Source organism: Aestuariibacter salexigens DSM 15300 (assembly GCF_000429145.1).
Classification (GTDB): domain Bacteria; phylum Pseudomonadota; class Gammaproteobacteria; order Enterobacterales; family Alteromonadaceae; genus Aestuariibacter; species Aestuariibacter salexigens.
The window spans coordinates 159,202-173,195 of the sequence record NZ_AUBH01000005.1; the positions used below are offsets into that span (position 1 = coordinate 159,202).

At 50.0% G+C, this 13,994-nt stretch carries 11 protein-coding genes; 4 read left to right on the forward strand and 7 right to left on the reverse strand.

Features of this window, described 5'->3' with window-relative positions; genetic code table 11:
• Positions 1 to 17: 17 nt before the first annotated feature.
• Positions 18 to 638: a sulfotransferase family protein gene (locus tag G441_RS0109550; RefSeq protein WP_034474781.1), complete on the forward strand. Its 621-nt coding sequence runs from the start codon at positions 18 to 20 to the stop codon at positions 636 to 638.
• A 2-nt stretch (positions 639 to 640) separates the two neighbouring features.
• Here G441_RS0109550 and G441_RS18360 read toward each other — a convergent pair whose 3' ends face one another.
• The 4 genes from G441_RS18360 to G441_RS0109570 form a co-directional block, all read right to left on the reverse strand.
• Complete coding sequence (locus G441_RS18360; RefSeq protein ID WP_051275462.1) at positions 641 to 1,537, reverse strand: YcjF family protein; 897 nt, start codon at positions 1,535 to 1,537, stop codon at positions 641 to 643.
• 14 nt (positions 1,538 to 1,551) lie between these two features.
• The gene (locus G441_RS0109560; protein WP_026376152.1) at positions 1,552 to 2,928 is read right to left on the reverse strand and encodes a YcjX family protein; all 1,377 of its coding nucleotides are present in this window, start codon (positions 2,926 to 2,928) and stop codon (positions 1,552 to 1,554) included.
• Between the two features lie 240 nt (positions 2,929 to 3,168).
• Positions 3,169 to 5,205, reverse strand: coding sequence for an NADPH-dependent 2,4-dienoyl-CoA reductase (locus G441_RS0109565; protein WP_026376153.1), 2,037 nt, complete (start codon positions 5,203 to 5,205; stop codon positions 3,169 to 3,171).
• A 4-nt stretch (positions 5,206 to 5,209) separates the two neighbouring features.
• Positions 5,210 to 6,076, reverse strand: a complete 867-nt coding sequence (locus G441_RS0109570; RefSeq protein ID WP_026376154.1) for a crotonase/enoyl-CoA hydratase family protein — start codon at positions 6,074 to 6,076, stop codon at positions 5,210 to 5,212.
• A 94-nt stretch (positions 6,077 to 6,170) separates the two neighbouring features.
• Between G441_RS0109570 and G441_RS0109575 the strand changes: the two genes are divergently transcribed.
• A complete protein-coding gene (locus G441_RS0109575) occupies positions 6,171 to 6,770 on the forward strand; it encodes a TetR/AcrR family transcriptional regulator (RefSeq protein ID WP_026376155.1) in 600 nt (199 codons plus the stop codon).
• Positions 6,771 to 7,216: 446 nt separating this feature from the next.
• Here the strand turns inward: G441_RS0109575 and G441_RS0109580 are convergent, their stop codons facing one another.
• The 3 genes from G441_RS0109580 to G441_RS0109590 form a co-directional block, all read right to left on the reverse strand.
• A complete protein-coding gene (locus G441_RS0109580) occupies positions 7,217 to 8,080 on the reverse strand; it encodes a hypothetical protein (RefSeq protein WP_156896333.1) in 864 nt (287 codons plus the stop codon).
• Positions 8,081 to 8,123: 43 nt separating this feature from the next.
• Positions 8,124 to 8,699 (reverse strand): gamma-glutamylcyclotransferase, encoded by a 576-nt coding sequence (locus G441_RS0109585; RefSeq protein WP_026376157.1) that lies wholly within the window; start codon positions 8,697 to 8,699, stop codon positions 8,124 to 8,126.
• An 84-nt stretch (positions 8,700 to 8,783) separates the two neighbouring features.
• Positions 8,784 to 11,714, reverse strand: coding sequence for a TonB-dependent receptor plug domain-containing protein (locus G441_RS0109590; RefSeq protein ID WP_026376158.1), 2,931 nt, complete (start codon positions 11,712 to 11,714; stop codon positions 8,784 to 8,786).
• Positions 11,715 to 11,944: 230 nt separating this feature from the next.
• Between G441_RS0109590 and moeA the strand changes: the two genes are divergently transcribed.
• Entirely contained in the window at positions 11,945 to 13,186 is a 1,242-nt protein-coding gene (gene moeA, locus G441_RS0109595) for a molybdopterin molybdotransferase MoeA (RefSeq protein WP_026376159.1), read from the forward strand.
• A complete protein-coding gene (locus tag G441_RS0109600) occupies positions 13,183 to 13,941 on the forward strand; it encodes a HesA/MoeB/ThiF family protein (RefSeq protein ID WP_026376160.1) in 759 nt (252 codons plus the stop codon). Before moeA ends, G441_RS0109600 begins: the two co-directional genes overlap by 4 nt.
• Positions 13,942 to 13,994: the final 53 nt, after the last annotated feature.

The following is a 13,994-nucleotide window of genomic DNA, read 5'->3' on the forward strand; positions in this document are numbered from 1 at the left end:
AACGGTAAGGACGCAATATGAAAGTATTTGGCGCGGGCTTGGGAAGAACCGGCACGATGTCGATGCGCGTGGCATTAAACGATCTTGGATTCGGCCCGTGTCATCATATGAAAGCCGTCATTGAGGACATGCCTCAACAGCTTCCGGCCTGGAATGATGTGGTGGCGGGAAAGCCAGATTGGGCAGAAGCCTATAAAGGTCAGCAGTCAGCCGTTGACTGGCCTACGGCATCATTTTATGAACCTCTGAGCCAGGCTTTCCCGGATGCTAAATTCATTCTTACTCATCGCGATCCCAACAACTGGGCAGACAGTATCAGTGAAACCATTTTGACAGCGCTCGCAGGTGTCAATGATGCGCCTTCGCCCGTTAAGGAATGGATGCAGATGTGTCTGAATGTGCTGGCGCTGGCCGGTGTTAAACCGGGCATGAGTCATGCTGACCTAACCGATGCATTTCATACCCATAATGAGCGGGTGAAAACCGTGATCCCTTCACATCGATTACTGGTTTTTCAAGTCAAAGAAGGCTGGGCACCACTGTGTAATTTTCTTGGCGTAAGCGCGCCTGATACCAACTTCCCGCGCACCAACGACCGGGAAGAGTTTTTCCGTCACGTAAGCGAAGCGGGTCAGTAAGGCTACCTGAGCAACCTGATAAGGGTTTTTCCCAGCCTGACATTCAATGCACCGGCAGCTACCGCTTCGGCGGAGTTTTCCATAAACTTGGCACTTAAGGAGCCGCTGATTTGATTGGTCACCTCGTCCGTAGCCAGGTCAAAAATACTCTGCGCGGCGAGATTCTGAGCCAATACTTTAAGTAGCTTCCAGTTGCCAAGCCGACCGGGACGCAAGCCGAATACCAAAGACACGCGGCGAATGGTTCGCAGGCTGATCCACACAATTACCAGCGTCTGAATAAGATGGTTGGGGCTAATGAAGGTCATGCTGCCCGCTGCCACCGATTCTTTTTTCAGTACTTCCTGCGCCTTTTTCTCAACCGCATCGGTGACGCAGTGTTTATAGAGCTTGCGCACTTCTGCAGCGCTATGGTCATCTTGCAGCGATTGTTCGAAGCGAGTAAAACACTGCGCAGCGTAGCTGTGTTTTGAAAAGTGACGAGCATGGTCTCTTAACGCAGTAAGCAGCGGCGCCTTATCCATCTCTGCCAGCACGTCCTCCTGCAGTCGAGATTGCGTGTACTGGCTGATATTAGTAAAACCCTGCCACTCACGGAACGTTAAAACAGACAGTGTCAGAGTAAACACGCTAAGCAGTGCGCCCAGCAAAGACGTCGCAACAGGATAAGCACTAAAATTTACGATGATGCTTTGCATAGCATCGAACAGTGCAAACCCCAACACACACAGCGCACCGCTCATCAGAGCGATGCTGCCCAATGATAGGCGCGAAGCGCTGCCATCGGCCTGCCATTCGAGCCTTTCTACGCGGACGGGCAAATCCACCTTCGGCTGACTTTGCTCGAGCGTTCGCTGCGATACTTTTGATCGCAGTGGCGTGGGTCTTTCAGCTGACATAAGGTACGCTCCTGTTATTCCAGTAAAAATTGCAACAGCCGATCCAGTCCCCGACCGTTTAATATGCGCGGCAGGTAGTCATCAGGCACCTGCGCATTTAACAGAGGGAAATGCTCATCTGCTGGCATCGCTTTAATGGCGTCTGGGATGGGTTCAAAACTGGCTTCAACATATTCGCGGTTGGCATTCAAAAAGCGCAGACTGTCAGCCTCGCTATCGGCATCAGTGGTTTGTATGGCTGATACCAGAAAATGCTCAAATTTTATGGGCTTATCTGCAAACTTCGCTACCGCTCCAGCGCTTATATCTTTGAGTAATGACAGCATGTTGTCATGCTGAGCAGCCGGGGCCAGATCCATTTTTGTTGCCACGAAAGCGACCTTGCCAATTTGAGATTTGTTTAGCACATGCCGACTAAACCAGTTCGGATTGCCGTACACGAAGGTTTCTGCCAAATGACTGAGGGTTTCTTTTAACTGATAAAGATGCTGTTTGCTGTGGTTAAGCCCTTCAAACAAGTCGATCAGAATGATCTGCTTATCCGCCTCTTTGAAGGTGCTTTGTTTAAGTGGGTTCAGCCATTGCGACTGGAACTGCAAAAAATGTTGGCTGAATAACTGATTCCAAGGATGGCTGACGTCGCTGGTGATTTTTGCTGGAAGAGGGGTAAAACCCGCTTTGCGCCAGTCATACCCATCGCTATCAAGCAAAAAACTGCCTGGTTGTAGCATCGAAATGCCCTGCTGTTTTGCTTCATGCAGGTAGCGCAGATAGGCATCCAGTAGTTGCTGAACCTTTTCACTAGTAGGGCTGGATTCGAAATCAAACTCACGCACAAACTGCTGCCAGCCCCCGGCAAAATGAGATTGCGGCTCACTCGCCTGCTGCGCCCAGGTAGAATCCGACCACTGGCTATAGGTCTTATTTAACATGGGTAAATCTGTCACCCACTCGCCCGGATAGTCGATGAATTCAAACACCACGTCGGTGTAGGGCAGTAGCCATTGCTTGACCCTTGCTATCTGCTTCAGACGAACGATCAGTTTAAACCCATAAACCTGCTCTGTTGGTTGTGGCCAGCGCCGATTATCCAACTCGCTTAAGTGTTCCTCGAGTGGAAACAGGGTATAGCCATCTATTGGCTCCAGTCGCATATGCTCGACCAGTTCCATCGGTAAACGGGTCAACAGCGGTAAACAGTTGTATTGGCCCTCGCTACGATGTTTAAGGATGGTCATCAGGCTGGTGAACAGCATGGATTTGCCACTACGACTTAAACCGGTGATGGTAAAGCGATGGGTATCTTGCAAAAACCACTGGTCAAACTGCTCCCGTCCGGCGCTCGCCAGCTTTTTGAATGGCTTGGTGACCTTATCGAACACAGGATACATCGATAACCCAAATTAACATGCAGTTATACAGAGTATGTAGTGATGAGGACGGAGAAATCAAAGCGATAGCAAAATTCGCTTACATATTAGTAGAAGAGCGGGACTCTTGCATACGCAGGGGTGACAAGTATAAGTGGTGTAGGCCCCTGCCTGTGCAGGGGCGACAGGTATAAGAAGGAGCGACACACGCTAAAGTCACCCCGGGAAATGCGAAGCATTTGCCCGGGGCCTCTTCAACAATTACAGTGCAGCCGCCAGACGGGTACCCTGGTCTATAGCCCTTTTAGCGTCAAGTTCAGCGGCCACATCGGCACCACCAATCAGGTGATAAGGAGCATTTAGGCCCTCAACCAGTTCTTTGCGCGGCTCCTGGCCAGCACAAATCACAATGTTGTCGACTGGCAATACTTGCTCTTCATTTTGCACGCGAATATGCAGCCCCTGATCATCGATCTTCAGGTATTCCACGCCAGAGAGCATTTTTACCCCTTTGTTGAGAAGGCCCAGTCTATGTGCCCACCCGGTGGTCTTACCCAGTCCTGCACCCACCTTAGTGGATTTGCGCTGCAGCAAGTAAATCTCACGGGCGGACGGGTGAACCTGCGGCGTCATACCTTCTACACCACCGCGGGCGTTAAGCTCCATATCAATGCCCCATTCCTGCATAAATTGAGGAATGTTGACGCTGCTGGATTCACCTTCATGACTAAGAAACTCAGATGTGTCAAAGCCAATGCCGCCAGCACCAATAATGGCCACCCGCTTGCCGACAGGCTTCTTGTCGCGCAGCACATCCAGATAGCCGTATACTTTTTCATGTTCAATGCCCGGGATATCTGGCGTGCGTGGCACAATACCGGTCGCCAGTATCACTTCATCGAATTCACCGCTGTTCAGATCAGATGCTGTCACCGGGGTATTAAGACGGACATCAACGTGAGTGAGCTCAAGCATGCGCTTAAAGTAGCGAATCGTCTCATAAAACTCTTCTTTACCTGGGATCTGTTTGGCGATATTAAACTGACCGCCAATTTCACTGCTGGCCTCAAACAGCGTCACTTTATGACCGCGTTGCGCAGCGGTCGTGGCAGCTGCCAGTCCAGCCGGTCCCGCACCAACCACAGCAATGCGCTTAATTTGGTCAGCAGGCAGAATATCCAGCTCTGTCTCATGACAGGCGCGCGGATTCACCAGGCAGCTGGTCATCTGACCGCTGAACACATGGTCCAGACAAGCCTGATTACAGCCGATACAGGTATTGATTTCGTCTGCTCGCCCTTGTTCCGCTTTATTGACAAAGTCGGCGTCGGCCAGGAAGGGGCGCGCCATCGACACCATATCTGCGTCACCACGAGCCAGTACTTCCTCAGCAACGTCAGGCATATTGATACGGTTTGAGGTGATCACAGGAATCGACAATGCATCACGGAATTTCGCGGTGACCCAGGTAAACGCAGCACGCGGTACTTTTGTCGAAATTGTCGGGATACGGGCCTCATGCCAGCCAATGCCTGTATTGATAATGGTCGCACCGGCCTTTTCGATTTGCTTGCCCAACGTGACCACTTCATCATAGCTTGAACCGCCCTCCACCAGATCCAGCATCGACAATCGATAGATGATGATAAAGTTCTCGCCAACCGCTTCACGCACGCGACGCACTACTTCAATGGGCAGACGAATTCGGTTCTCGTACTCACCACCCCAGTCATCATCACGATGGTTGGTACGTCTGGCGATAAACTGATTGATGAAATAGCCTTCTGAGCCCATGATCTCGACGCCGTCATAACCGGCTTTTTGCGCCTGCCTGGCAGTAAACACAAAATCGTCAATTTGCTTTTGAATACCCTGCTCATCCAGTGCTTTGGGCTTGAACTGGTTGATTGGTGCCTGCACGGCAGAGGGAGCAACCAGATTCGGATTGTATGCATAGCGTCCGGTGTGCAGTATCTGCATACAGATTTTGCCGCCGTTCTCATGCACCGCATCAGTGATCTCTTTATGTTCAGAAACCGCTTCATCACTGTCCAGACGACGGGTTTTTGCGTGTGTTGCACCCTCGTCATTTGGGCCTATACCGCCGGTAACAATCAGGCCCACGCCACCTTTGGCCCGCTCGGCAAAAAATGCAGCCATGCGTTTATGGCCGTTAGGCGCTTCTTCCAGACCGGTGTGCATCGAGCCCATCAACACGCGATTTTTAAGCGTCGTGAAACCCAGATCTAGGGGTTGAAATAAATGAGGATAAAGCTGGTGTCCTGGCTTAGTTGTCATAAGGTTACTCCTTATCCGCCATCATGCGGACGGTATTGGGATGAAGTTCTTCAAATTCGGGTCGTGTTTTATTTTTTTGTGCTTGTAGCGCTGCCTGCAAGTCAGGCAACTGGAACATGCCGCTCTGCCAGGTCGCCATATAGTCAAGACTGTCTTGTACGCTATGGTCGCGCGTATAGTTGATCATATGCTTGCAACCAGCCACTGCCATCGGTGAATTCGCGGCGATCTGTGCGGCAATCTTCATTACACCTTTTAGCATGTCATTCTGAGATTCAAATACGTGGTTTACGAATCCACAGTTCAACGCCTCGGTGCTGTCCATATTGCGGCCGGTGTATGCCAGTTCGCGGATCAGCCCCTGTGGCATAAGATGGGGTAAGCGCTGTAGCGTTCCCACGTCAGCCGTCATGCCGATTTGTGTCTCTTTTATCGTGAAAAATGCATCCTGAGTGCAATAGCGCATGTCACAGGCACTGAGCATATCGACAGCACCACCAATGGCACCACCCTGCACTGCGGCGAGCACAGGCATGCGCACGTCTTCCAGTGCATTGAAACTGTCCTGCAACTCCAATACCAATCGACGCAAGCGTTCAGCGCGACGTGCAGGCTCACCTTCAAAGTCTTTGGCCATACTCTCAAACACCGATAAATCCATGCCGGCACTGAAGTGCTTACCTGTTGACGAGATAACAATAACGCGGGCTGCCGAGTGTGCGTCGATCAGCCTGACTGCGTCGGGCAGCTCATGCCAGAAGGCGGGCACCATGCTATTAAGTCGTTGTGGCTGATTCAGCTGGATATGAGCGATCTTATTTTCAACAGATACGGCAAAGGTAGAAAATGAGTGTGCGGGCAACGCTGCCATAACGGGCCTCTTTTTGTCGGTGGCAAGTTAAACTAGACCACGTCAAAATAGGGGTTAATATTGACGCTGTCAAGATATGTGATAAGTTGCCGCCATGACATTACAAAAAGCCCGCTACCACCACGGCGATTTGCATCAAAGCCTGCTAAATGCCGCACGAGAAATGCTGCGTGAACAGGGCATTGAAGGCTTATCATTGCGCAAGCTCGCAGACCGCGTGGGTGTCTCACGCACCGCGCCCTACCACCATTTCAAAGATAAGAACGCACTTCTTTGTGCGATTGCTGAGGATGGCTTTCGTTATTGGCATGCGATGGCAAAAGAGATATTGGATCAATCAGCGCTTAGTGCCCGACAAAAGTACGCCAAGTTTATTCGTGCCTACATTGGCTATGCCGCTGACAACCCTGAACTTTACGACCTGATGTTTGGCCGTACCATATGGAAACAGGCCAGTCCGACACAGGCGCTAAAAGATGAGGCATACCCTAGTTTTCAGTTTCAGGTTGAAATGACCCGCGAATGGCAAAAACAAGGACTGATGCCAGCGGAGGAAGATACCTTGAGGCTAACACAGGTTACCTGGGGCACCTTGCACGGCATCGCGCGTTTGCTCATCGATGGTATTTATGCAGATAGCAGCCACATTGATGAGATGTGTGAAACAGCGCTAAACCTTTTCACAACACACTAATAGTTTGCGCTGCCGTCGAGACACTTGAGCAAATGTTGGGGCACGCCTTCAGTAAGATAGGGTGACACATTGATGTAGTGGGCGACGAGTATTTCAATAGTGCCCTCTTGCTTTAGCGTATCCAATGCACGGTTTCACGGCGTGATGCTTACGAGACAGTTTAATTGAGCCCTTTTACATGCCTGTAAGACAAGTTCTGTATTGATGCCCCTAATGGTGCCGTTATCAAGAACGTTATAGGGAGGGAAGAGTTCGGTGTAGAGTGAGATCGTGGAGCTAGTTGCGTGACCTGCAGCGGAGATACCCATGGACAATAACAATACTAAATGTCGGAGGCTTATCATGAGGGTCATTACTGTGATAAGCAGTCTTGATAGGACTGCTATGTCATTATAACACGGTCCGAAGTTATCATGTTTGAAGTAGTTTTGCACATGGACTGACTATTATCTGTCCATTCGTCTGGCTTCATCTACCTTTTCAATCGCCAGCGCCGATAAACCAATAACACCGAGCGCCATCCAGTACAAAGATGTAAACAATAGTCCCGCAGCATCGCCGTTTGTCGCGGTAATAGTATTAATAAAAAAATATACTATGGCCGCAACAAACAGAGTAACTGCAAGCAACTGAACCCTGGCTATTATTCCGCCTATGTAGGGACTGAGGACCGCTCGTACCACCCCAGTATGAGCGGTTTTACACAACAAGCTAAAACAAAGCATAAAACTCATGGTGGCAGTCAACAATGACATATGCCCATAAAAATCCGTCAGTTCGAATATATAACCGAATAAGCCAAGCAGGGGCATGAACAAAGCACAAAGGGCGAACAACTGTGAACGCTTGTACCTGTCAGTGTATTGTGCCAGCACTGATAGTCCGACAAATAACATTAACAATGCTGTATTCATACCCATGCTGTTATCCAAGCCCGCATCTCGCTCCCTGATAACATTTGAAGAAAAGGGCGTGATGACGTTTGTGATGTTTGTATCGGTGAATTTTTCAACAATGACCATTAAACAGAGCAGGACGCTCAGCGTGAGCAGGCCTAGCCCTAACTGTCGCGTAGAGTGCTGCTCTTTATCGAGTAAAATGCAAACTCCATAAACGATAAGAAAAACACAGGTGAGTGGGTGCGTTGCGGCACCGCCTTCTATGGGACGGTAGAATATTGGCACACCAAGCATATAGCCGAGCATTGCCAGCGTCCCCGCCAGCAATACCATCCATGCCAGTGGTTTGGATACGGCCAGGGCACTATCGACATAAATCCACGGTCGACCGGTGTCGAGCGCACTATTCATATTTTGCTTATCGTCAAAAATCATACTGCTAAGAGTAGATCAATTACTTCTGCTCGTGAATACGACAAATTGCTGATTCAATATCAAAAACATGGGCATCAATTTCGTTATGTTCACGCAGTGCATCCGCCAGTTGAAAAACGTAGTCGCGATTTGGCCCGCTGGGTCCTGAGGAATGATAAATTTGTCTGGCTATGTCATCGCTACTGGCCTCACCCAGAAAAGCTGCGTTTTCAGGGCTGGCAATGTAAACCAGGCCTTCAACGATGCGATTTTCGGTGACTAACTCAATCTCCACGATCTCTCGGAGATAACCATTCTTTTCGCGGTGATCGAGATGATCAAACACCTCCCGCTCAACCTGAAAGGCCCTGCCGAAACAACGAGCTTGCGGAACTGGGGTAAGGGTGAGCACCCTGCCCGGATTTTCTGGTGTACCACGATGGTCGTGACTACCCTGCCAGAATCGACGTTCATAACCATAGAGATGCGCAACGCTACTTTTCAGATAGGGAAAATCCACCTTATAAATCAGGGAGCCGTAGCCAAATACCCAAATTTCATCAAACGCATCGAGGTTTTGACGCTGCTTGTTTATGTGCTGTGTATCATGTGCCATAGCGCGTTTTTAACATAAAAAACCCGCTGTCCCAAAACGGGCAGCGGGTGTGGTCTACCAGGGAGTGTAGACGTTTACAACTGCTTACTCGAAGCGTACGACGACAGACGCGTTCACGCGACGACCAACCAGATCATACAGCGGGTCAAAGGTATAACCCGGTGGAACCTTGTTAAATGCGTTGCGTATACCCACGTTGAACTCAACGTTTTCGCTGTAGTAGTACTCTACACCAAAGTCATGAGTCCAGATCGAACCCACGAAGCCTGGATCAGCATCTTCAGGTGAACCGCCACCCGGTGATACGTCGAATAATGCAACGCGGTCGATGTAACGGCTGGTATAGTTGAAGTTCCAGTCGCCCAGACGATAGTCGATGATGGTACGGAACTGCCACTCTGGATCACCGACTTCACCGACTTCTACGTTAATTTCATCAGGGCGATCCTGGAAGATGAACTCGTCGAGCTCTGTAACCTTGTTACCCTGAATATTGAAGCGCAGTTCGCCCGGCAGGTCATACTCTTCAAGCTCTGTTGAATAACGGATCTGGAATTCAACACCGGCTGTAGTCAGCGCCGACGCGTTAACGAAGCCCGAACGTACCAAGTCGATGTCGAAATCTGCACCACGATCAATTTGGCTACAGAAACCGGTGTCCGGACCACCCGTCGCGTCAACACAGTTGTCGAGAATGTCCTGCGCAGATACCGAGCTAATCGCATCTTCGATTTCGATGTCATACCAGTCAACTGTCATTGAGAAGTTCTCAATGAACTCTGGCGTCCACACTACACCCACGGTGCGTGATTCACTGGTCTCAGAGATCAGGTTGGGGTTACCACCAGACAGAATTTGAATACTAACGTTATCGTTAGCCTGGAAGCCATCAGGAATACCCAGTGCTGCACAGTTAGCGCGACGATCCGGATCATCATCGATATTGTCGGCGTCACAGGGGTCAGAAATGTTGGCAAAGCCTGGAGATAATGGGCTAAACGCTTCATCTACGTTTGGCGCACGAACCGCTTCACCGATTGTACCACGCAAACGAACATCATCAATCGGCGCCCACATAAAGCCAACCTGCCACGCATCGGCGTCACCAGCATGAGAGTAGTCAGCAGCACGGAATGCCGCATCAAATGACAACTCTTTAGCCAGGAAAGCGTCTGTCAGCAGTGGTGCACGTAACTCAATGAAGTACTCTTCTACGTCATAGCCACCCGATGAATCTGGCGTTGCGGCGCTAGTGAAGAAACCCGCTTTAGTGAATTCGTCAGTCACTGTATCCACTGTCTCTTCACGGTATTCATAACCCAAAGCGATGCCTAGAGGACCACCTGGCAGTTCGAACAACTGCGCTGAATCAAATGACACATAACCGCCGTAGTAAGTCTGTGTAATTTCATCTTCACGTTGAACGTTACCCGATACAAAATCGACGGCCTCAGCCGAGGCTTGACCGAAGCCGAACGGGTTAAACGGCGCACAGGCACCGCCATTAACGGTAGCAGGATCGGTGTAACCCTCGCCTTGTGCACTGGCTACCTGGCTACGACAAGCAGCTTCACCTGTTGCAGGGTCAATCACGGCATCCAATGCGGCCAGGAAATTGCCTGGGATTAAGTCGTTGAGCGTACGACGAGTATTTGATACTTCGCCACGGCTGTAGTACACATCGTAGTCAAAGTCAGTTTCGCCGAGCGTGAAGTAGCCTTCAAAACCCGTCACGACTCGCCACAGTTTACGGTCATTAGATGCTGAACGGTTGCCAATGTCGTCGAAGAAACGTGAGAAGCGCACCGCACCTGTTTGTCCTGCATCGAACAGCATCTGACGTGCTTCTTCCGGCAGGAACGGGTTATCCGTCGCGTTGATGGCCACGTTGCCAAAACGGAACGAAGGTTGGAACTGCTGCTCGATATATTTATCAACGTACTTCACATCGCCGTAGAAGCGAACGTTGTCAGTAAAGTCGTAACGGAAAGTGCTTGCCAGTGTCAGAGTTTCCTGGTCAGGCACATAGTTCTCGTAATCCTCGGTGAAAAACACCGTGTCATAGGCGCGGTCAAAATTACCGAAAGCGAAACTGTTGGTGCCAATCCGGTCCACCTGAGCAATGGGGTCACCATTTGGTGTAAATGTGATGCGCGGGGGCACGCCATTGGCTGAACCAAAGAAAGGGTTCAAAACGCCAAACGCGTTTATCATTTCAGAGCCTACATTAGGAACACGCAGGCGATCAGGAATACCGTCGTCCTCACCGCCATTTTCTGGGTTAAGGATAGTCCCCCAGTTTGCAGCCTGCTGCAGGTCCGGAATCATCACTTCGTTGATTTGCTGTTGTTCAGCGAAGAAGGTGACGTTACCGCGACCGTCAGAGGTGGTTGCACCGACTAATGCACTGTAATTGTATGTTTGATTACCGATGCTTTTTGTATCAGTGCTGCCGGAAGCTCGCAGCTCTACGCCTTCAAAGTCATCACGGAGAATAAGGTTAATGACCCCAGAAACGGCGTCAGAACCGTAGATCGCTGATGCACCACCGGTGATAACTTCGACGCGGTCGATCAAGGCCGCTGGGATCGACCCCGTATCAACCGCATTGCTGAAAGGAGAACCTGCCACATGACGCTTACCGTTGACCAGTGTCAGTGTGCGATTCTCGCCCAGTGAACGCAGGTCTGGTGAACTCAAGCCCGCATTCGCGTTCGAGTTGTTATTACCGATAAGTGTAGAGCCTGCTGCAACAGCCGGAAGCTCTGCCAAGATGCTACCCAGGTCAGGGTTGCCGAAACGCGCAATCTGTTGCGCATCAACGGTCAGTACAGGAGCAGGTGATGACAACTCGGGACGACGGATACGTGAACCCGTTACTTCAATTTTCTCTACACCCTCTTCAGCCGCTGCATCTGCGTTCTCCTGTGCGTGCACAGAAGTACCGATGGCTGATAGCGAACCGAACAGCAAACCGTACTTAACGGCCTTTGTTAACTGCTTTACTTCAAACATGTTTGGTTACCTAGAATGTGTGTTTACAACAGCGGTTACAGTTTTTATATTTTTGTAACACGATGTAAAAAAACGGCGGTGTGATTAAATTAGATCATCAGAAAATTTCGAAGTATTAGATTTTGATCATCAGATCTTATTGAAAGAATTGATTATTTTTTTGCCTGACTTGACGCTAATATAAAAAACTAAAGGTTCGAGATAATGTGCCATTCAGAATAGGAAACACGATGTCGAGTCATTGCGATAGGCCAGGTTTGTTGCCAGTTTCATCTGCTCTTACAACATTACTGGACGCCGTAAATCCCGTTCACGAAAGTGAACATTTGCCACTTCATAAGCTTAATGGAAGGGTGATAGCTGAATCGATCACATCTCCCATCAACGTGCCAGGGTTTGCCAATTCGGCAATGGATGGCTACGCGTTACGCAGCGAAGATAATCATCATCAGTCATCACTTCGGGTTATCGGTAAGTCATTCGCTGGACAACCTTTCACAGGTCAAGTCAACCAAGGCGAATGTGTACGGATCATGACCGGTGCGAAAATGCCATCTGGCGCAGATGCCGTTGTGATGCAGGAAAATACTACAGTGCATGGCGATACGATTGCTGTTTCTGAGTGGCCGAAAAAAGGCGAATCGGTCAGGCCGGTGGGCGATGACATTGCTATAGGCAGCACGTTACTTGAGAAGGGGCATAAACTAAGCGCCATCGATATCGGTCTCATTGCGTCAGTAGGCATCACTGAAGCGCTGGTGTTTCGCCCCATAAAAGTGGCGCTGTTCTCCAGCGGTGATGAACTTCGGCAGCCAGGAGAGGCACTGCCAGATGGATGTATTTACGACTCTAATCGCCGCGCTTTACATGCGTTGCTTGCGCAAATGGGCGCAGAGGTCATCGATTTAGGCGTGGTAAAAGATGATAAAGAAGCGATTCGTGACGCCTTCCTCAGAGCAGACAGTCAGGCCGATGCGGTTATTACCAGCGGAGGCGTCTCTGTCGGTGAGGCAGACTTTATTCGTGATGTGCTCGATGAAATTGGCAGCATTAATTTCTGGAAGCTCGCTATGAAACCGGGCAAGCCACTGGCATTTGGTAAGTTACCGAGCAGCTATTTTTTTGGTTTGCCTGGTAACCCAGTTTCGTCCATGGTGACATTCCATCAGGTTGCGTTGCCCGGGCTTCGTAAACTTTCTGGTCAGCAGCAATTTACGCCGTTGAGATTGTCGGCGGTAGCCAGTAAGCCTTTCAGAAAGCGCCCCGGCAGGCTTGATTACCAACGTGGGTTGTTTGAGCTCGCTGCTGATGGCTCACTTGCTGTTGCTCCCCACGGAAAACAAAGCTCTGGCGTATTATCTGCGATGTCACAGGCAAATTGCTTTGTGGTACTGGAAGCGCAAAGAGGTGATGTAGAAGCGGGGGAGAAGGTGATCGTTGAGCCTTTCGATGAATTTCTGAAAGCACGATGAAAACGTCACTTAACACTGCGCAAGCCATGCGGTTTAATCGTCAGATCCTGATGCCTGACTTCGATATAGACCGTCAGGAATTGTTGTTAAACAGTCACGCCCTGATGGTGGGGGTTGGCGGTTTAGGCTGTGCCGCAGCTCAATATCTTGCCGCAGCGGGAATAGGACAGCTAACGCTGGCAGATGACGATAATGTCGAGATGACGAATTTACAGCGTCAGATTTTGCATCGCGAGTGTGATGTGGGAACGGCAAAGGTGGCGTCCGCCAAGCAGGCGCTGCATGAGCTCAATAGTGAATGTCAGGTGCATACTCTGCTGTCTCGTGTAGATGACAATACTGACAAAACACTGCTGGCTGATATCGATATCATTGTCGATTGCAGTGACAATCTGGCAACGCGTCGGTTTTTGAATAACCTTTCACTCACCTACAGTCTGCCGTTAGTGTGCGGCGCTGCAATCCGCAGTGAAGGTCAGTTAACCAGCTTTATTCCTGGCGCTGACTCCCCTTGTTATGCATGCCTTTGCAGCCTGTTTGGTGAGCAACAACTAAGCTGCGTAGAGAGCGGTATCCTCTCCCCTATTGTCGGCATTATCGGTACGATGCAAGCACTGGAAACCATTAAAATTCTGACTGATTTTGGTGATAACCTAGTCGGGAAGCTATTGGTGTTCGACGGCAAACGGGGCGACTGGCAACGCTTTCTGTTACCCAAGCGGCCCGACTGCCAGACCTGCGGCAATAAACTCTGATTTCCCTGCTGGTAAACCTTAATTTACAGAAGCAATGATGGATTATGGCGTAA